This window comes from Nocardioides nitrophenolicus (assembly GCF_016907515.1).
GTDB classification, from domain to species: Bacteria; Actinomycetota; Actinomycetes; order Propionibacteriales; family Nocardioidaceae; genus Nocardioides; species Nocardioides nitrophenolicus.
The window spans coordinates 3,327,084-3,345,130 of record NZ_JAFBBY010000001.1 but is presented as its reverse complement, the minus strand read 5'-3'; the positions used below and the strand labels follow the sequence as shown (position 1 = coordinate 3,345,130).

Genomic DNA, 18,047 nt, shown 5'->3' with positions numbered 1-18,047 from the left:
GATGACCACGTCGTACAACCTGACCGGCAACATCCGCGACCTGATCGGTGAGACCTCCAAGTCGGCGACCGCGTACCTGTCGACCAACCTCGGCGACGTCGCCCTGGTCGACCTCGACGCCAACCAGGTCCGCCTCGCCGGGAGCAAGCGGATCCCGCTCGCCGCCGGCGGGACGTTCACGACCAGCCTCATCGCGACCAACTCCACCGGCACCAACATCTCCGGCGGCACCCTGCGCTACCGGGTCACGGTCGTCTACAAGGACCCCAACGGCCAGACCCGCACCTGGGACTCCGGCCTGTTCGCCCACACCGCCACACAGGATCTCTCCGACGTCGTCGCGGCCGGCGTGCCTCCCGTGCTGGCCAACGAGTACCTCTCCAAGACCCTGTTCGACGCCAAGGGCGACCTCCTCGTCGGCACCGCCAACGACACCGTGACCCGGCTCCCCGTCGGCAACCACGGGACCCTGCTGCTCACCGACCTCAACCAGGCCAGCGGGCTGCGGTGGGGCTCGGCCGGCGAGCTGCCCGCCTCGACCCTGATCGCGACCGGCACCAACCTCGACACCATCAAGACCCCCGGCCTCTACCTGCGCCAGACGATCTCCAACAACACCACCGCGCTCGGGTACCCCATCGCCGACTGGGGGGGCTACCTGCTGGTCATGGCCCCCAACCCCGGCGTCGTCATCCAGATCGCGTTCTCGCTCTCCTCCGCGCCCGGAGTCGGCGCGACCCAGCGCAACGCCTGGTACCGCACCTTCAGCACCACCTGGCAGCCCTGGACCCGCATCGCCACGCCCGGCGCCGGGACCGGATCCCCCGAGGGCGTCGTCACCGCGCCGATCGGGGAGAAGTACACCGACCTCGCAGCCACCAACGGCGCCATCGAGTGGATCAAGACCACCGCCACCGGGAACACCGGCTGGCGAGTCACCCACGGCGACACCGGATGGCGCGACCTCAGCGGCCTGCTCCTCGCCCCCTACTACGCAGAGGACGTCGTCGCGGTCCGGCGCGTCAACAACCTGGTCCACCTCAAGGTCTCCTCGCTCACCACGTCAGGCCCCTCGCCCGGCTCCATCGCCATCTCCGGGATCGCCGGGTTCCAAGACGCGAGTAGCGGGTCGCCCGTCGGCACCAACTTTGCGCTCGTGCCGACCGGCGCTCCCGAGCCCGGGCAGCAGTGGACTATCAACGCCCGAGCCGGCATGGCCACCGCGTACCTCCTGAGCCTCAACAGCGAGATCGCCCCGGGCTCCGACCACTACTTCTCCGGCTCAGCCACCTGGCCCATCACCGCACCATGGCCCACCACGCTCCCCGGCACCGCCCTCTGACCCGCTACCGCAGGCCGACCGCCGCCCCGTCTCCGACTACCTGGAGGCGGGGCGGCTTTCGTTGTCGTTCCGCTCGGCTATGGGCCGATCGAGTCTCCGGCCAACGCAGACATCCGGTCGGCCGCATCGCTGGCTTCGACACTCGTGGTGAAGTAGTCGCCCGAGACAGCGACCCGCTCTCCGGCTGGGTTCCACGCGGTCCACCGCCACGAGTCATCGCCCCGCACCTCGGTGCGGTACTCCCGACCCTCTGGATCCACGCGGAACCGGTGGGCCGCGTGGTCGGCGATCGCCAGACTGGCGTAGGTCGTGCCCGACCAGGCGAGGACCAGGCCGTCGTTGTCGATCAGCCACCACGCGGGATGGCCGGCCACTACCGACTCGACAACGAACCTCATCGGTCGGTCGTCTCGGCCGCGGTACGGAAGGACGGCGCTACCTGGCCGTCTCCCCACCAGTGGCCGCCGTCGTCCTCCCAGTGGTCGGCCGGGTCGACCTCGAGCTGTTCGTCGACGACGGCCAACAGGTCGCCGGCGGCATGCACGTTGCCGCGGGTCACCGCCGCCAAGAGTGCCTCTGCACCCTGGGCGTCGGTGAACGTCGGCGGCACGACGAGCACGTGGAGCACAGTGCGGTCGGACGTCTTCAACTCGATCAGGTGGGTGTCGTCGCGGGGGAAGGATCCGACCTTGATGTAGCCACCCTCGACCGGGATACGTCGCGGTGCGGGATCCCAGTCGGGCGGTGAGAACAAGGCCCGGACGACTCGACCGCATTCGACCGGGAAGTGGTCCACCAGGTCCGCCAGTTCCACGGCGAGGTCGCGGCTTTGTGGCCACCAGCCTCCATCAAGCCGGTCGACTCCCATCGATTGGGCCATGCGAAGACGGAGCGGACGCCGCTCGAGCACCTGCACCGGGTTCGGTGCCCCAGATGCGGCGGGAGCTGCAGGTCGGGCGGAGGGGACGGTTCTGTCGGGCGTCGTCATGACGGCCACCTCTCGACCGGTCCGGGTGTCCGAATGGAGGCCTCAGGGCGACCAGTCACCACCCACGGTACCCCGCGGCCCCCACTCCTCCTCAGCCGCCGCCGAGCGGAGTTCCTGCTCGAACCTCTCCGCGACGATCCGGCCTGGCCAGGCGGCCCGGATACGTAGGACCTCGGAGGTGTGCAGGCGGACCAGAACGATCCCCCCGCCCCGTGCCTGCGGCAGCAGCCCCACCTTGATCCTGCCGTGTCGGGTGAAGATCTCGCTCGCAGCATCCTCCCAATCGCTGCGCGGGTACGCCAGACGGTCGATCCGCCCCCGACGTTCCGGGAACTCGTCGACCAGGTGCGCCCCCTCCCGGACCAGATCCCTGCCGTAGGGCAACCAGATCCCGTCCGCGACAGCGAGGTGCGACTCCTCGGTCAACCGCAGTCGAAGAAGCCCGAGCGCATCAGGGTATCGGTGCGGGTAGTGGCCCCCGGGCGCTCTCATGGCGCCGCCTCTCGTCGCGCTCCTACCGCACCGGACGTACTGCAGGGGCTTCTGATCACAACGGTATCTCGGAGAGCCTGACCGGAATCGTCCCCATCGCGGGCTAGGGTCCGGGGCTTCGCCAGCCGACCTTGTGCGCGGCACCGACCGCGGCCAGCTGCGACGTCAAGTCGAGCTTGGCGAGGATCGTCTTCACCTGGGTGCGGACCGTCGCCTCGGAGACCACACCGACCCGAGCGATGTCACGAACCTGCATACCTCGCATCAAGGCCCCCAAGACCTCTGCCTCCCGACGCGTGAGCCGCTCAAGACGGCTCGAGATGTCGTGGGTGTCCGACCGGTGTCGGGCAGCGACCGCAATCAACTCAGCGCGGTCGCCCGCCGGCATCAACGCAAGGCCGTCGCGGGCCCGTCGCATGGTTCCGATGATCTGGTTCAACGACGACGACTTCAGCAGTACCGCTCGGGCTCCTCGATGCAGACACTCCCCCCACTCCGGTCGACTAAGGCTCCCTGTGAGCACGACGACCACAGCCCCCGACGCCGCCAACGGCGCCACCAGCCTCGTCCCGTCACCGACGCGACCAAGACACAGGTCGAGCAACACCAGACGCGGAACGGTGCGCAGCGTCGCTGACAATACCGACGCCAGTGTCGCGCCAGGATCGGTCAGGTCGACACGACGCACCGCGTACCCGTGATGCTCCAAGGTCAGCGCCACCGCCTCGGCGAACAGCACATGGTCATCGACAATCGTGATCCGCATCGCTGCTGGAAGCGACATAAGCCCACCGGTCCTGACGGTCGGGAGTTCGACCTCGGGTCAGGCGCGCCCACGGCGCCCACGACCCGAGAATCGTCGCGACCGACAAGAGTGCTTCGGCTCGAAGACTTGTCCCTATGACGGTCCTCGCAACGGACAGCACTGTCAACCGGGCGGGCTGTGCCGCCAACTCGCACCCACCCGCGATCCATCCTGCGCCTGCCGAGACCGCCGGAGTGCCATCATGGGGCGCCCCAACCTGGCCGCAGATATGACAGAGCATCGGAACGAGGAGCGAGGAAGCCAGTGTCACCGGTGCGGAAGCGCCCCCCTCGCACTGCAGTACGAGTGAGACGCCTACCCCCGCCACGCCTCTGCTTGGGAAGAGGGGGTGACCTCACAGTACCCCTTCCGCCCCGAGCGAACGCCCGCCCGTCACCCGAGCAGATCCGCAGCGACATCCCCGAGGGCTGGGTGCTGCTCGGGGTCAGGGTCGAACGCGCTAGGGAGTAGCGGGTTCCGCCGTGGCAGTGGCGCTCATGGTGGGGAGGCGGCCCCGGATCTTCTCGACGAACGCCTCCGCTTCCTCTGCCGCGAGAACATCTGTGGACCAAACGTCAAGGAAGGAGTCCCAGACTCGCGAGGTGCGGTGACGGCCAGCGAGCCGCCTCGCGATCTCGGCCGCCCATGTGTGGGCGTTGGGAATGGTCAACGCGTCTTCTACGGCAGTAGCCAAGTCGTTGAAGTCCACCCCGAGGCGCTCTGCGGCGATCTCGAGGGCCTCGTCCGAGCGACAGATGGCGGCGAAGATGACGCGTTCGGGCGCTTCCTCGCCGGGAAGAACAATGCATGAGGGTGCCTCGGCTTGGTCACCATCGAGCACCCCCATGCCGTCTTCGGCGAGGACTCCAGACCCCGCAAGCTCTCCCACCGCGCGAACCGTGCCAGCAGGGCCGACTTCGACCACAGAGAGACGGGGAAGAAGGCCCGGGTCAACCTTTCGGATGACCGCGTCGATCATGGATGCCGATTCGGAATCCTCGCAGTAGAGCACGAGTTCGGGATGCTGTTCGTCGTCCATAAGCGAGAGCGCATACTGAGGCGTTACCCCGTAAATGACTTCGCGGTGGCCATCCCGACGGGAGCGAAGATAGATCCTGGCCTCGGCGGGCAGTTGCTCGAGGACGTAAGGCGAATGGGTTGTGACGATGAGTTGGAGTCGACGTCGGCGCGCGATGTCAATCAGCTCTGTCATCAGCCGGCGTTGCGCACGTGGGTGCAGGGACGCCTCCACCTCGTCGATCAAGACGAGAGAGTTCGGCTGCGCCTCCTGGAGGAGCGCAACAAGGTCTGTCGTGGCGTCCTCTCCGGCGCCCTGATGAAAGTTGGAGTACGTCACGTCGCCCGTGCCGACGATGCCGACCTGCTTCCCGCGGTCATCGCGGACGAGTTCGCCCCGGTTGTAGGTGCGACCGAGCACACGAGACAGCATCACGACACTGTCCTCATCGAGGGCGACGGTGTCAGCGTTTGCGGCGAGGTCAACTCGGGCTACGCGTCCGTAGCCGATCAACGTGTCGATCGGCTGCGTGCGGGAGATGTCCAAGAAATGTAGGTTCCTCTTGACGCGCTCGGGCATTCCTCGCCAGCGAGTGCTCTTCTTTCGCAGCGACGGCGAGGTGACCTTGGCGCCTTGTCGAATGCGGTACTCAAGCCGAACGCCGCTCACGTCCTCCCAAGGGGTCGTGGGGAAGAAGTCGTCCGGCGAGAAGTCGCGCGTTCCGGCGCCGCCCGTGGGACCGTAGGCTGCAGCCGCCGCCTTGATTACGGTGCTTTTCCCAGAGCCGTTCTCGCCGGCGATCGCCACGACCGGGAATCGGAACTCGATCCACTGGCCTGTCCAGCCTCGAATCCCGTCGAGTTGAACCCCCTCAAGAAACTGGGGCCAGCCTGGACCGTCATGACGATGCGTCGCCCAGTCTGACGACAATCGAGGGAGAGTGCGCGCCAGGCCACGAGTCATTTGAGGGTCCTCCGTGTCGATCTCGATGGCAGCCACAGCCGCCGCACGGCAGCATAACCGGCATTAAGCGACCCGCTGTGCCGGGACTACCCGGCATAGGTCCGGGTCTCTTGCCGCCTTACGCTTAGAACCCGAGCCGGCGCGCGGACCGCTGGTGCGCTCGATGGGACCGAAGCCGCCGCAACCGACGCACCAGCATCGGGTCGTGAGCGAGCGCCTCGGGACGGTCGATCTGTCGGCCCGTGCAGTACCCACCGCAGGTCGACGTGTCGAGCGCAGTAGCCTCGCCGGCGTGGATCCTCGGGTGAATTCGCGCCAGCTCGACGTGCTGAAATGGATCGATGAGGGTTGCCTGCCTGGGCGCTGGCCACCGGACGACTACAGCCACACGCTGAGCGCCTCCGCCTTAGCAAATCGGGGCTTGGTCACCGTGAAGGGCAGAGGGCCACGCTGGTCGGCCACGATCACCGACGACGGCAGTTACTACCTGGAGCACGGTGCCTATCCGCCCGGGCATCGCTTCGCGCCCCACAAGCGAGGGCACAAATCAGCCGCGGCTGGGGTTGAACCCGAAACCCCGGAAACCCCAAGGCCCGATGGCAGCAACGAGACGCATCAGGCGGTTTCCCAAGACTTCCCGATCGATAGCCCCCGACGCATCAAGCAGCGTTCCGAGGTAGAGGGCAGCACGACCTCTGTCGGACACCCCTGGGAAGACCGAGTTCTCATCTCCGTCAAGGAGGCTGCGTGGGTCCTGAGCCTGAGTACGCGCATGGTCTACGAAGCGGTTCGGAACGGTGACATCGATCGAGTGTTCATCGGCCAAGGGACCACCAACTACCGATTGGTCTACGACTCGGTTCTCGCCTGGGTGAACTCGATGCCAACGGAACCCGTTCGCTCGTGGTGACCAACCGTCACCGTTGGGAGGAGCCACTGGCCAAGCCCCTCTACGTCACATTCACGAGGGCGGCGGAGCTGCTCGACGTTCCCTACTGGCGCATGCATCGGCTCGGCTTCGTACTCGAGACGCGGTACTTCGGCGAGAAGGGTGGCGCTCCGAGAATCTCCATGGCATCGATAGAAGAGTTCATCGACATCAGAGAGGCCGGCGGTGACCCCGTTGCCGTGATGGAACCGCGACGGATTGCTGCTCGACGGACCAATCTGCGTCAGACGGCACGGACGCCGCCACCGCCGACCTACTGGGAGCGTCGGCGACGCTGGAGGCACTCCTAGGCTCACGCTCCCACGCCACCTCGCGATGGCGGTTGCTCGTCATGAGCCGGAGAGATCGACCAGAACGAAGCCGTCCTCGACAGAGGAGTACGCCACTTGCTCTCGGGTGCTGCGCTTCAACAACTCCCACGCCGACCAGTCGTCGAGGCCCGATACCCACTGTTCGGCCTCGGCGGCCGCCTCTGCCACCGATCGAGCCGAGATGACCCCCAACTCCTTGCGCCCCGGAGCCCCGGTCTCGACGATGACGTATTCGATCTCTCCGGCAGTCATCTGACGAGCGTATCGGCGAGCGGCCGGCGGCCGCGCTTGAACGTGGAACTCCCCGCGCCCTGCGCGCGCCAGACCGTCCCACTGTCCAATTTGGACACCCCTCATCATTCGACCCGAGCAGGTCCCTAGGAGGGATAGCCGTAGATGATCTGTCCGCCCACTCGAACCGCGATGTACTGGCACCACTTCTCGGCGTAGGCGTCGTAGTCGACCCCGGAACCGCCGCCCATCGGGATGATGAGTATCGCCTTCTTCTTCACGATGCAGCCGGGCGGGACCTCGGCCTCAGCGCCCACCTGCAACCAGTCCTGCCAGAAATCGAGGGCACGGGTCATGTTGCGGTACTTGAGGACGTAGATGTCCTGTCGGCCGGCACCGTTGTTGACGCGGCACTCGACTCCGCTGTTCTTCCCACCTCCCGCCAGGGTCTCCGAATGGGGCCACTTGCACTTCAGCTTCTTTGCCAGCTTCTTCGTGATCGGCGGAACCGAGTCCGCGGATGACGGCGAACCTGCCCCGAGAAGCAGGGCGCACGCCAGCGCGAGAGCGGCAAGGATCCGATGTGACTTCACCCCGGCAGGCTACGACGGCCCGACCGACCGCCGCAGTCGTTTCTAGCGCGGCGGTCGCTCCGTCGGCAGCGACCGGATCCACTCGACCAAGTCCTCGGCCAGGATGATCGGATGCTGACCGCCATCGCGGCGGTAGTGGACGAGCAGCTCGCCCTCCCGGATCGCCTCCCGGATGACCTTCTCCCCGAACGGCGTGACCGCAGCCGCGCCCTCAATGGTGTACGCGATCATGAGCATCCGGCCAGTGTCGCCGCCCCCGTCGAGATGGACGGGGGCGGCTCCGTGGCCCCTCAGAAGGCGTGGTGCGTCAGGCGCGAGCCTCCCTGTTGGCCTGACGCTGCTCCAACTCGTCGATCCGGCGCTCCAGGCGTTCGCACGTCGCTTCCCATTCGGCCCGCAAGTCAGCCAGGGCGGCAAGGACCTCCGGCGTCACCTGCTCCTGCCCGGTCACGACTGCACCTCTTCGATGACCGCGAGGAGGCTGCGAGCGACTGTCATGGCCTCGGCGAGGGTGAGCTGCTGCTGCGCCTCCATGTGGATCAGTGGCTCGTCGCCGGAGACCGTGTTGTCCGGGTACGCGTGACGAGTGTGCGAGATCCCGGCGGTCGGCTCCGAGTGGTGGATGACGAACCCTTCGAGCTCGCCCAGTTCCTCGTAGTGCATCTCGTAGGTGTGGACACACCATGACGGGCAGACGATCTCCGGCCTCATGCCGGGCTTGACCGCGAGGACAGGCGGCGTGCTCACGACTCCTGCCCGACCTTCATCAGGTGCTGCAGAACGGTGATCAGCTCACGGACCTCGTCGAAGTACATCGCCGGAATCGTGTTGCTCCTGCGCTCACCGTCCTCACCCCAGACCCGGGTGATCTGGATGCGAGGCTCCAGCGCTCGACTCGCGGCCCCTAGGCGAACCTCCAGGTGGGGGTTGCGGATCCCCTCGACGCCGGCCACGTCGTCGTAGTAGCCCCTCCCGCCGTCGGTGCGGATCAGGATCGGGGTGCCCATGTGTCCGCGAGCGCCATCGATTAGCCGAAGGACATCGTGGTGATCGCCGTCCTGGTCACACCAAGGCGGGCACGGGTGGGCCCACTTCTCGCGCTTCCCGTCCGGCGTGAAGGTCGGACGGAGCTCCGGCCTCTCCCAGGCCATCTGGTCGGCCTTCGTGATCGCGGACGGGATCTGGTCTTCAGGGTTGCTGTTGGCATCCAGGTGGCTTCCCCGCCCCTGGTTGCTGGATGATTCGGTCACGGTCTACGTCCTCTCGCGACGTGGTGCCGAGGCCCTCGGTTGGTGTTCCCGCACCCACCGAGGGCCGCTATTGACTTTGACAAGAGGAACGCTAGGTCCCGGCGCTTGTCAAAGTCAAGGCCCTCTGGGAAACTGGGGCACATGCCAGAAGACCTGATGGGGCAGGCCGAGATTGCCGCGTTGCTCGGCGTCACCAAGCAACGCGCTCAGCAGCTCTACAAGGCCGGAAAGCTGCCCGAGCCGCTCGGCGTCGTTGCCATGGGTCCCGTCTGGCTCAAGGCCGACATCGAGAAATGGGCGCGGGAGACAGGACGTATCGAGTGACCTCGAAGCGGGCGCACATCAGCCTCCAGGAAGCCGCGGACTATCTCGGGGTCTCCGCCTCCACGGTCCGTCGATACGTCGGCCTGGGCACTCTCCCCGCGTACAGGATCGCCGGCTCCAAGCTGATCAGGGTCAAGCGCACCGACGTCGAGGGCCTGTTGAAGCGGATCCCGACTGTCGAGTCGCGCGAGTACTAGCCAGTCCGCAAGCAGTCCGCAGGATGTCGAGTCGATACCATCGACACTCAACGCCCCCAACGACGTCTGTGCAGGTCAACCCACATGTCCATCGGCAACCGTCGGCACCCGTTCCCGCGTGCCCGCTTCACCAACTACCGCTGACCCGATGCCCCGACCCGACCGCTACCTGGTCGGCGCGGTCTCCCTCGCGGTCGTGATGGTCGCGCTGGTGATCGGCGTCGGCGTGGCGTTCGCGTACGACGCCGGCGCGCCCCGGCGCCGTACCCCGCCGCCGCCGGCCACCGGAGCGGTCGCGCCGCTCGCCCCCGCGGTGACCGGCGCCGCGCCGGCCGCGCCCGCCGCGGACCCGTACCGGCCCGACGACGCCTGGCTGGCCCGGGTGGCCGGGCAGACCGGGATCCCGCCGCGGGCGCTGGCGGCGTACGCGCGGGCGCACCTGCGGGTGGCGGCCGAGCAGCCCGGCTGCCGGGTCGCCTGGAACAGCCTGGCCGCGATCGGCGGCATCGAGTCGCTCCACGGCAGCGTGCACGGCTCGGTGCTCGGCGACGACGGCGTGCCGCGGCCCACGATCCTCGGGCCGGTGCTCGACGGGGGCGCGTTCGGCGCGGTCCACGACACCGACGGCGGTGCGCTCGACGGCGACGCGACCTGGGACCGGGCGATCGGGCCGCTGCAGTTCATCCCGTCGACCTGGGCCCGCTGGGGCGCCGACGGCAACGGCGACGGGACCAGCGACCCGAACCAGATCGACGACGCCGCGCTGGCGGCGGCACGCTACCTGTGCCACGCCGGCGACCTGGCCTCCCCCGAGACCTGGCGGCGCGCGATCTTCAGCTTCAACCACTCCGACGCCTATGTGGCCGACATCGCCGAGCTGGCGAACGTGTACGCCGCGCGGACCGGCGCCGGCTGAGGTCGTCGTCCCCACGGCGGAGCCACGGAGATTTTACCGATCGGTGTCGACAAAGCGACACCGCGCGGCCCGACCCGGGCCTATGGTCCCAAGTGGCGCCACCTGTTCGGGGTCTCGCCAAGGGGAACCGGCGCCGGAGGTACCGGCGGATCAGGTGTGACGGTGTTGGAGCGGTCCTGACGCGCTCTCGGGTCGACACGTCGTGGGGGACGTTGTCATGTCATTTTTCCGGCGAGGACTGATCGCTGCCACGACTCTTGCCTGCGTCTCGGTCGCGGTTCCCGCGGCCGCGGCACCGGCCACGGCCCCGGCCGCGGCCCCGGCCCGGGTGGGTACGACCGTCGCCATGGGCGTCGTCGGGGGCTTCGAGATCGACGGCAACACGGTGTCGAACGGCGGGCTCGACTGGGACACCGTCGGCACGCACATCGTCGACGGGGTCAAGGACGGCACGCAGTACCAGAACCCCGGAGAGTTCGACAACCCGTCCAGCTGGTCGGCGGCGAGCGGGGTCGCCCAGCCGAAGGGCGACATCACCGACGCATGGGTGCACACCCGGACCGTCGGCGGCACCGTCTACGCCTACTTCGCCTTCCAGCGCGACTCCAACAACGGCACCGTCAACTACGACGTCGAGTTCAACCAGCTCAAGGACACCGCCGGTCCGCCCGCCCGGCCGGTCCGCTCGGTCGGCGACCTGATGATCGACGTCCAGCAGCACGGCGGCGGCGACTTCTCCGTGGCCCACGCCTACACCTGGACCCTGAAGAGCAGTGGCGCCTGGGGCGCCGGCTGCACCGAGGTCACCGGCCCCGCCTACGTCCCGGCGGCCGGCTGGTGCGAGATCCCCGTCCCGGGAGCGGCCTTCGAGGGCGCCACCAGCGCCGACGACCTCTTCGGCGAGGGCGCGCTCAACCTGTCGGCCCTCTTCCCCGCGGGCACCTGCTCCAACGAGTTCGGCACCATCAACATGCGCTCGCGGTCCTCGGACTCCCCGTCCTCCGCCCTCAAGGACTACGTGGTCGCCGATCTCTCCGTGCCCTCCACGTGCGGCAGGCTCACCATCAACAAGCGCGACCCGCAGGGCAACCCGGCTCCGGGCGCCACCTTCCAGATCACCCCGGACCCGACGCCCGGCAGCGCCGCCCCGAACCTGAGCGTGACCGACGGCGGAGCGGGCGACGACGACGGCGCGGCCAACGGCGTGATCGTGATCGACCCGGTCGAGCCCGGCAGCTACACCGTGACCGAGACCGCCCCGCCCACCGGCATGCTGCTGCCGCCACCCGCCGACCGCACCCAGCAGGTGAGCGTCGGCGAGGCGGCGAGCGTCACGGTCAACTTCGCCGACCCGCACCGGTGGCTGCCCCCGACCCTCACCAAGACCGCCGTGGCGTCGTACGCCGCCAGCTACGACTGGACCATCGCCAAGGCCGTCGACCAGGACACCTGGCAGGTGCCCGCCGGGACCACGGCCAAGCCGTCGTACACCGTGACCGTGACCGCCGGTCCCGAGCAGACCAGCGACTACCAGGTCGTCGGCTCCCTCAGCATCACCAACCCCAACGCCCGCCCCATGGTCGTCACCGTCACCGACCTGCTCAGCGACAGCACGGCCTGCACGGTCGCCGGCACCGACGCCGACGCCGGGCTGGCCGGCGAGCAGCGCACCCTGCCCCCGGGCCCGACGACGCTCGGCTACACCTGCAGCTACGCCGCCGCGCCGGCGAGCCTGCAGGGCACCAACACCGCGACCCTGACCTGGAGCCGCGCCGCCTACCCGCAGCAGCAGAGCGACGTCAACGACCCGGCCAACGCGCCCCAGGGCAGCGCCGTGGCGACCAAGGACTACACCTTCCAGCGCACCTCCCGCACCGACGAGTCGGTCACCGTCACCGACTCCCGCCAGGGCGCGCTGGGCACCCTGGCGTGGGACGACGTGTGGGCGCTGCCGGGCCACCAGCGGGTCTTCGACTACCAGCTCGAGCTCGCCGGTACGCCGGGCACGTGCACGTCGTACGACAACACGGCGACGCTCACCGAGACCGACTCCGGGACGCCGCGCACCGACAGCGCGTCGGTCGCGGTCTGCGTCGGGCTCGACCTGTCGATCACGAAGACCGTCGCCGTGGCCTACGAGCGCACCTACAACTGGGACGTCGAGAAGACCGGCCCGGCCAGCGTCTTCGTCGGCGACGACGGCAAGACGACCGTCGACTACCAGATCGCGGTCGAGGCGAAACCGACCTCGGACTCCAAGCCGATCCTCGCCGGCAAGATCACGGTCAGCAATCCCAACGACTGGGACGTGACTGCCGACGTCACGGACACCTTCGCGCTCAACGGCGACACCTATGCCTGCGCCGTCACCGGTGGCGACGACGCGGTGGTGCCGGCGAAGGACACGCTGGTGCTCGACTACACGTGCACCATCGACGCCGGCTCGTGGCCCGACGACTACCACGGCACCAACACCGCCGAGGTCGCCTGGGACGAGAGCGCCTACTTCTCCCCCCACGGGTCCGCGACCTACGACAACGCGGTCGAGGACAGCGAGACCACCGAGACGCCGGCCCACAAGGACATCGACCTGGTCGACGAGATCACCGAGGCCGGCGGCAGCCCGGCCGGAGTGACCCTCACCCCGGCCACCCTCAACTGGGTCGACGTCTGGAACGCCAACGCCCAGCACACCGTCACCATCGACGCCTCCGTGCAGCTCGACACCGGCCTCGCGGCAGGTGCGTGCACGACGTACGACAACGAGGTGTCGATCACCGGCACCGGCCAGTCCAGCACGGCGACCACCGAGGTGTGCCGTCCGGGCATCACCAAGTCCGTGAAGGCGGAGTACGGCCGCACCTACAAGTGGAAGCTCGCCAAGACCGTCGACGAGGACTCCGTCGAGATCGGGCCCGACGGCAGCGCGACCTTCCACTACGGCGTGACCGCCACGCCCGACGGGTTCACCGACGGGACGGCGTCCTGGTCGGGGACGATCTCGGTGACCAACCCGTCGACCACGACGGCGCTGACCACGACCGTGTCCGACGTGTCGGGGGTCCCCGGCTGGACCTGCGCGATCACGGGCGATCCCACGGTCGTCGTGGCGATCGGCGACACGGCCGTCGTCCCGTACACCTGCACCGGCGACGTGACCACCCACCCGAGCGGTACGAACACCGCGACGGCGGCCTTCGGCGGCAAGACCGTCGCGACCCAGGTGCCGGTGAGCTTCACCAAGGTCACCGACGTCGACAAGACGGTGACGGTGACCGACCCCAAGGCCCCGAGCACCACGCTCGGCACCGCCGACTGGGGTGACGGCACCCAGGCGACCACCTTCGAGTACGACTGGACGGCTCCCGCGGGCACCCTCGGCGTCTGCGAGACCTACGACAACACCGCCACGATCACCGAGACCGCCCAGACCGCGAGCGCGCAGGTGGAGGTGTGCCGGGAGGCGCCGCTCACCGTCACCAAGACCGCCGAGGGCACCTTCGACCGCACCTACCACTGGACGATCGCCAAGGCGGCCGACCAGACCACGGCGGAGATCCGCGACGGGCAGAGCCACGACTTCCACTACACCGTCGACGTCGCCAAGGACGGGTTCACCGACTCCGGCTGGGAGGCGCACGGCGTGATCACCGTGCACAACCCGAACACCTACGCCGACGGCGGCATCGTCGCCGACGTCACCGACGACCTGTCGGGCGTGACCGGCGGTGTCTGCACGGTCACCGGCGGCACCGACGTCGAGCTCGCCCCGGGCGCGACGAAGGAGCTCGACTACGCCTGCACCTTCCAGGCGAAGCCCGCGTCGTACACGGGCACCAACACCGCCACCGCGAGCTGGACCGACCCGGACGACGAGCCCGCGACGGCCACCGGCAGCGCGGCGCTGAGCCTCGAGGTCGACGACGAGGTCGACAAGTCGGTCGACGTCAACGACGACAAGACCGAGCCGGGAGCCAGCCACCCGCTCGGCACCAGCACCTGGGACAACGGGCCGTTCTCCTACACCTACACGGTCACCAAGTCCGGCGTCGCCGGGACCTGCACGACCTACGACAACACCGCCGTCATCGTGCAGACCGACCAGTCCGCCGACGAGTCGGTCGAGCTGTGCGTGGTGAGGACGCCCGCCGCGGCGGCCGCGGTCGACGGCGACTTCGACCGGTCCTACGCCTGGTCGATCACCAAGGAGGCCGACCAGACCCAGCTCCAGGCCGGCCCCGACGGCAAGGCCACCGCGCGCTACGTCGTCTCGGCGGTCCCGGGTGCGGCCACCGACAGCGGCTGGACGGCGGCGGGCTCGGTGCAGGTGACCAACCCGAACGACTTCAAGGACCTCTCGGCCGGCATCACGGTCACCCTCGACGTCGGCGGCCCGGCCACCTGCGTCGCGACCGGCTCGCCGGTGACCGTGCCAGCCGGGCAGACGGTCGACGTACCCATCGCCTGCGACCTTCCCGACAGCGGCTACGTCGACGGGACGGCCACCGTGTCGGTCGCCTGGGCGGCCGGCTCGCCGGTCGTGACCCAGGTGCCGGTCGCCTTCGTGCTGGACGCTGAGACGAACCGGACGGTCACCGTCACCGACGACAAGGCCGGCACCGTCGGCGCTCCCGCGACGCTCGGGACGGCGAACTGGAACGCCCAGGGCCAGCCGACCGCGTTCGACTACACGCTGCCCCTGTCGGCCACGCCCGGCCAGTGTCAGACCTGGACCAACACCGCGACCATCGTGGAGACCCAGCAGTCGGCGAACGAGCAGGTCCGGGTCTGCACGCCGGGGCAGGTCGGCGGCGTCCAGCTGTCGATGCAGGCCTCGGTCAAGACCGCCTGCGTGACCAAGCGGTACGGCGAGGCGCTGGTCACGGCGACCAACCCGATCTCCTCCACCATCGCGGGCACGGTCCGGGTCCGCGTCGGCAAGAAGGTGCGGGCCACGGCGGAGGTCGCCCCGGGCCTGACCCGCGACCTCCATCTCGCCGGCCTGCGGATCGGCAAGGTGGTGCGCGTGGTGATGGACGGCGGCGCGGTCCTGGCGAAGGCGAAGGTGAAGGGCGGCTGCAAGGTCAAGGCGGTCGCGCCGACCACCGGCGTGCGGCAGGCCGCCTGGGGCGGCGGGCGGCTGCTGGTGCCGTCGGCCGGGGTGTCGGCCGAGCTGCGGGCGACGGCCACGCAGCGGGTCCCGCTGAACCGGACCGCCCTCGGCCAGGCCTACTTCTGGCAGGGCGACGGCGAGCCGGGCGGCCCCGGCTCGGTGCTGGTGGCACTGCACTCCAACCGCAGCGGGTGGGCCGCCGGCAACAAGCTGCCGAGACTGCGCAAGAGCGCGACGGTGCAGGTCGAGCTGGCCTCCGGCAAGGTGCTGACCTACCGGGTGACCCGGGCGATCGCCCGGGCCCCGCTGAACCTCTCCGAGAAGCGGATGGCCGAGCTGCAGAGCAATCTCGGTCCCTCGCAGCTGGTGCTGACCACGTGCAACCGGTGGGCGCTCGACGGGAGCGGCCGGTACAGGTACCGCAGCCTGGCCTACGCCAAGCTGATCGATTGAACGACGTGCTCGGCGATCGCCAGGCTGGAGGTCGCGGCGGGTGACGGCGCGTTCCGGACGACCGTCACCCCGTCGCCGTGCTGGATCACGAAGTCGTCGACCAGCGACCCGTCCGCCTCGACCGCCTGGGCGCGCAGCCCGAGCCCGGCGCGGGTGACGTCGCCGGGCCCGATGGCGGGGACATAGCGCTGGGCGCCGCGCAGGTACGCCGTGCGCGACAGCACGCCGCGCAGCTCGCCGATCCCGGTGCGCCAGTGGCGGCGCGCGAAGCGCCAGAAGCCGGCGTAGCCCAGCGTGTCGGCGAGGTCGCGCGGCGAGAGTGCGGCACGGCCGTAGTCGTCGCGGCTGAACGCGAGGAAGGCATTCGGGCCGACCTCGAGGCCACCGCCGACCCGGCGGGTGAAGTGCACGCCGAGGAAGGGGTAGGCCGGGTCCGGCACCGGATAGACCATGCCGCGGACCAGGTCGGCCTTGGCCGGCGACACCTGCATGTACTCGCCTCGGAAGGGCACGATCCGCGGGGTCGCCGGACCTCCCGCCAGCCGACCCAGCCGGTCGGACTGCAGCCCGCCGCACACCACCAGCCGGTCCACCAGGTGCGCGTCCTCCCCCGCCCTGACCGACACCCCGCCCGGCACCCGCGCCACGTCGGTGACCTCGGCGCCGAGCCGCACCGACCCGCCGGCCGCCACGATCTCCCGGGCGAGCGCCTCCGCGACGGCGACGTAGTCGGTGATCGCGGTGCGCGGCGAGTGCAGCGCGACCAGCCCCGCGGCGTGCGGCTCCACCTCCCGCAGCGCCGCCCCGTCGAGGCGGCGCAGGCCGGGGACGCCGTTGTCCCGCGCCGTGCGGGCCAGCGCCTCGAAGCGCGGCAGCTCGTCCGGGTCGACCGCGACCACGAGCTTGCCGCACTCGTCGTACGCGATCGCGTGCTCGGCGCAGTAGTCGCGCAGCAGCGCGCGTCCGCGGGTGCACAGCTCGGCCTTGAGGCTGCCCGGCCGGTAGTAGATGCCGGCGTGCACCACCCCCGAGTTGTGCCCGGTCTGGTGCGCGGCGAGCCGGTCCTCCTTCTCGAGGACGACGACCCGCACGCCCGGGCGGCGGCGGGTCAGCTCCCGGCCCACCGCCAGGCCCAGGATGCCGCCGCCGACGATGCCGATCGTGCCCGCGCTCACGACCCCATGATCGCGGGTCGGTCATGATGGCGCCGTGAACCCCTCCGCACAGATCGACATCGACGCCCCGCTCGCCGTGGTGTGGGCGGTGATGACCGACACCGAGCGGTACGGCGAGTGGAACCCCTTCGTCGAGCGCGCCGAGACCGCGCAGCCCGCCGCCGTCGGCAATCCGATCCTGCTCCACGTCGTGTGGGCCGACGGCCGCCGGACCCGCTCCCCCGAGCGGATCACCGCGCTGGACGCCCCGGCCACCGACCCGGCGACCGGCGCGACGAGCGCGCTCATGTCCTACGTCTACGAGGGCCTGCCGGCCCGGCTCGGGCTGGTCCGGGGCGTGCGGCACCAGCGCCTCACGCAGCGGCCGGGCGGGCCCACGACGTACGCGACGGTCGAGGAGTTCCGCGGCCCGCTCGTCCGCCTGGCCGGTCCGGCCCGGGTGGCCGACGGCTTCCGCCGCCACGCCGAGGGGCTCAAGCAGCGGGCGGAGCAGGAGGCTTCGCGCCGGGAGGGATGAGCTCGTCGGAGTTCTTCGCCGCCCACAGCGCGAAGCCCAGCACCGCCGCCCCACAGACGATGTCGGCCAGCACGTGCGCCTGGCGCCACCAGACCATGTCGGTGGCGCCCGGCACCGTGTAGTGGGCGACGCCGATCAGGCCCGACACCGAGTAGCCGGTGAGCGCCACCGCCGCCGAGGTGATGTGGCGACGGAACCACAGCAGCAGGCCCACCGCCCCGAACGCCGTGAACACGAACCAGCCCACGGCGACCAGGGTCGCGGACGGCGCCGGCACGGCCGCGTCGGGACCGGGCACCGGGTAGTCGTCGTAGTTGACGTAGTTGTCGACGTAGTGGACGACCGACACCAGCACCGCGATCCCGAGCAGCCAGCACAGGACCCTCGTCGCGCGGAGATAGCTCACCCGC

At 69.6% G+C, this 18,047-nt stretch carries 20 protein-coding genes and 1 pseudogene; 7 read left to right on the top strand and 14 right to left on the bottom strand.

The features are described from left to right. The first annotated feature begins 1 nt into the window (after nucleotide 1). Nucleotides 2–1,342, top strand: a complete 1,341-nt coding sequence (locus JOD66_RS16305; RefSeq protein ID WP_204837901.1) for a pyocin knob domain-containing protein — start codon at nucleotides 2–4, stop codon at nucleotides 1,340–1,342. Nucleotides 1,343–1,419: 77 nt separating this feature from the next. Here JOD66_RS16305 and JOD66_RS16300 read toward each other — a convergent pair whose 3' ends face one another. From JOD66_RS16300 to JOD66_RS28485, 6 genes and pseudogenes are all read right to left on the bottom strand, one after another. Further along, on the bottom strand, nucleotides 1,420–1,740 hold the full coding sequence (locus JOD66_RS16300) for a hypothetical protein (protein ID WP_204837900.1): 321 nt from the start codon (nucleotides 1,738–1,740) through the stop codon (nucleotides 1,420–1,422). Beyond that, complete coding sequence (locus JOD66_RS16295) at nucleotides 1,737–2,330, bottom strand: DUF5994 family protein (protein WP_204837899.1); 594 nt, start codon at nucleotides 2,328–2,330, stop codon at nucleotides 1,737–1,739. Before JOD66_RS16295 ends, JOD66_RS16300 begins: the two co-directional genes overlap by 4 nt. Nucleotides 2,331–2,372: 42 nt before the next feature. After that, nucleotides 2,373–2,756: a DUF5994 family protein gene (locus tag JOD66_RS16290; protein ID WP_204837898.1), complete on the bottom strand. Its 384-nt coding sequence runs from the start codon at nucleotides 2,754–2,756 to the stop codon at nucleotides 2,373–2,375. Between the two features lie 169 nt (nucleotides 2,757–2,925). Beyond that, entirely contained in the window at nucleotides 2,926–3,588 is a 663-nt protein-coding gene (locus JOD66_RS16285) for a response regulator transcription factor (protein WP_239545262.1), read from the bottom strand. A 499-nt stretch (nucleotides 3,589–4,087) separates the two neighbouring features. After that, complete coding sequence (locus JOD66_RS16280) at nucleotides 4,088–5,608, bottom strand: ATP-dependent nuclease (protein WP_239546393.1); 1,521 nt, start codon at nucleotides 5,606–5,608, stop codon at nucleotides 4,088–4,090. 124 nt (nucleotides 5,609–5,732) lie between these two features. Then, a pseudogene (locus JOD66_RS28485) lies at nucleotides 5,733–5,840 on the bottom strand (DUF3263 domain-containing protein); the annotation flags it as partial. Between JOD66_RS28485 and JOD66_RS16270 the strand changes: the two are divergent. Then, nucleotides 5,814–6,518, top strand: a complete 705-nt coding sequence (locus JOD66_RS16270) for a MerR family transcriptional regulator (RefSeq protein WP_239547283.1) — start codon at nucleotides 5,814–5,816, stop codon at nucleotides 6,516–6,518. The pseudogene JOD66_RS28485 and the gene JOD66_RS16270 overlap by 27 nt on opposite strands. A 368-nt stretch (nucleotides 6,519–6,886) precedes the next feature. Here the strand turns inward: JOD66_RS16270 and JOD66_RS16265 are convergent, their stop codons facing one another. The 6 genes from JOD66_RS16265 to JOD66_RS16240 form a co-directional block, all read right to left on the bottom strand. Further along, a complete protein-coding gene (locus JOD66_RS16265; RefSeq protein ID WP_204837893.1) occupies nucleotides 6,887–7,120 on the bottom strand; it encodes a hypothetical protein in 234 nt (77 codons plus the stop codon). Between the two features lie 125 nt (nucleotides 7,121–7,245). Continuing rightward, nucleotides 7,246–7,692: a hypothetical protein gene (locus JOD66_RS16260; RefSeq protein ID WP_204837892.1), complete on the bottom strand. Its 447-nt coding sequence runs from the start codon at nucleotides 7,690–7,692 to the stop codon at nucleotides 7,246–7,248. A gap of 42 nt (nucleotides 7,693–7,734) precedes the next feature. Beyond that, the gene (locus tag JOD66_RS16255) at nucleotides 7,735–7,929 is read right to left on the bottom strand and encodes a hypothetical protein (protein WP_204837891.1); all 195 of its coding nucleotides are present in this window, start codon (nucleotides 7,927–7,929) and stop codon (nucleotides 7,735–7,737) included. A gap of 70 nt (nucleotides 7,930–7,999) precedes the next feature. Next, nucleotides 8,000–8,143 carry a hypothetical protein gene (locus tag JOD66_RS16250; RefSeq protein ID WP_204837890.1) on the bottom strand — a complete coding sequence of 48 codons (144 nt, stop codon included), beginning with the start codon at nucleotides 8,141–8,143 and terminating at the stop codon, nucleotides 8,000–8,002. Continuing rightward, nucleotides 8,140–8,439, bottom strand: coding sequence for a hypothetical protein (locus tag JOD66_RS16245; protein WP_204837889.1), 300 nt, complete (start codon nucleotides 8,437–8,439; stop codon nucleotides 8,140–8,142). The genes JOD66_RS16250 and JOD66_RS16245 overlap by 4 nt, the downstream gene beginning before the upstream one ends. Then, nucleotides 8,436–8,942, bottom strand: coding sequence for a hypothetical protein (locus JOD66_RS16240; RefSeq protein WP_204837888.1), 507 nt, complete (start codon nucleotides 8,940–8,942; stop codon nucleotides 8,436–8,438). The genes JOD66_RS16245 and JOD66_RS16240 overlap by 4 nt, the downstream gene beginning before the upstream one ends. 141 nt (nucleotides 8,943–9,083) lie before the next feature. On the opposite strand from JOD66_RS16240, the gene JOD66_RS16235 reads away from it, so the two are divergent. The 4 genes from JOD66_RS16235 (at nucleotide 9,084) to JOD66_RS16220 (ending at nucleotide 15,945) form a co-directional block, all read left to right on the top strand. Beyond that, nucleotides 9,084–9,266 (top strand): helix-turn-helix transcriptional regulator, encoded by a 183-nt coding sequence (locus JOD66_RS16235; protein WP_204837887.1) that lies wholly within the window; start codon nucleotides 9,084–9,086, stop codon nucleotides 9,264–9,266. Continuing rightward, nucleotides 9,263–9,463: a helix-turn-helix domain-containing protein gene (locus JOD66_RS16230; RefSeq protein ID WP_204837886.1), complete on the top strand. Its 201-nt coding sequence runs from the start codon at nucleotides 9,263–9,265 to the stop codon at nucleotides 9,461–9,463. Before JOD66_RS16235 ends, JOD66_RS16230 begins: the two co-directional genes overlap by 4 nt. Nucleotides 9,464–9,611: 148 nt before the next feature. Continuing rightward, complete coding sequence (locus JOD66_RS16225) at nucleotides 9,612–10,379, top strand: lytic transglycosylase domain-containing protein (protein ID WP_204837885.1); 768 nt, start codon at nucleotides 9,612–9,614, stop codon at nucleotides 10,377–10,379. Nucleotides 10,380–10,725: 346 nt separating this feature from the next. After that, nucleotides 10,726–15,945 carry a sortase domain-containing protein gene (locus JOD66_RS16220; protein WP_204837884.1) on the top strand — a complete coding sequence of 1,740 codons (5,220 nt, stop codon included), beginning with the start codon at nucleotides 10,726–10,728 and terminating at the stop codon, nucleotides 15,943–15,945. Here JOD66_RS16220 and lhgD read toward each other — a convergent pair. Beyond that, nucleotides 15,924–17,120, bottom strand: a complete 1,197-nt coding sequence (lhgD, locus tag JOD66_RS16215) for an L-2-hydroxyglutarate dehydrogenase (RefSeq protein ID WP_204837883.1) — start codon at nucleotides 17,118–17,120, stop codon at nucleotides 15,924–15,926. The genes JOD66_RS16220 and lhgD overlap by 22 nt on opposite strands. Nucleotides 17,121–17,154: 34 nt before the next feature. Between lhgD and JOD66_RS16210 the strand changes: the two genes are divergently transcribed. Then, on the top strand, nucleotides 17,155–17,637 hold the full coding sequence (locus tag JOD66_RS16210) for an SRPBCC domain-containing protein (protein ID WP_204837882.1): 483 nt from the start codon (nucleotides 17,155–17,157) through the stop codon (nucleotides 17,635–17,637). Here JOD66_RS16210 and JOD66_RS16205 read toward each other — a convergent pair. Next, nucleotides 17,594–18,043 (bottom strand): hypothetical protein, encoded by a 450-nt coding sequence (locus JOD66_RS16205; RefSeq protein WP_204837881.1) that lies wholly within the window; start codon nucleotides 18,041–18,043, stop codon nucleotides 17,594–17,596. The two genes, JOD66_RS16210 and JOD66_RS16205, sit on opposite strands and share 44 nt — an antisense overlap. Nucleotides 18,044–18,047: the final 4 nt, after the last annotated feature.

Bases quoted from the DNA above. Each gene is read 5' to 3' on its own strand.
- JOD66_RS16305 (WP_204837901.1), top strand. From the start codon at position 2: ATGACCACGTCGTACAACCTGACCGGCAACATCCGCGACCTGATCGGT.
- JOD66_RS16300 (WP_204837900.1), bottom strand. From the start codon at position 1,740: ATGAGGTTCGTTGTCGAGTCGGTAGTGGCCGGCCATCCCGCGTGGTGG.
- JOD66_RS16295 (WP_204837899.1), bottom strand. From the start codon at position 2,330: ATGACGACGCCCGACAGAACCGTCCCCTCCGCCCGACCTGCAGCTCCC.
- JOD66_RS16285 (WP_239545262.1), bottom strand. From the start codon at position 3,588: ATGCGGATCACGATTGTCGATGACCATGTGCTGTTCGCCGAGGCGGTG.
- JOD66_RS16280 (WP_239546393.1), bottom strand. From the start codon at position 5,608: ATGACTCGTGGCCTGGCGCGCACTCTCCCTCGATTGTCGTCAGACTGG.
- JOD66_RS16265 (WP_204837893.1), bottom strand. From the start codon at position 7,120: ATGACTGCCGGAGAGATCGAATACGTCATCGTCGAGACCGGGGCTCCG.
- JOD66_RS16255 (WP_204837891.1), bottom strand. From the start codon at position 7,929: ATGCTCATGATCGCGTACACCATTGAGGGCGCGGCTGCGGTCACGCCG.
- JOD66_RS16235 (WP_204837887.1), top strand. From the start codon at position 9,084: ATGCCAGAAGACCTGATGGGGCAGGCCGAGATTGCCGCGTTGCTCGGC.
- JOD66_RS16225 (WP_204837885.1), top strand. From the start codon at position 9,612: ATGCCCCGACCCGACCGCTACCTGGTCGGCGCGGTCTCCCTCGCGGTC.
- JOD66_RS16220 (WP_204837884.1), top strand. From the start codon at position 10,726: ATGGGCGTCGTCGGGGGCTTCGAGATCGACGGCAACACGGTGTCGAAC.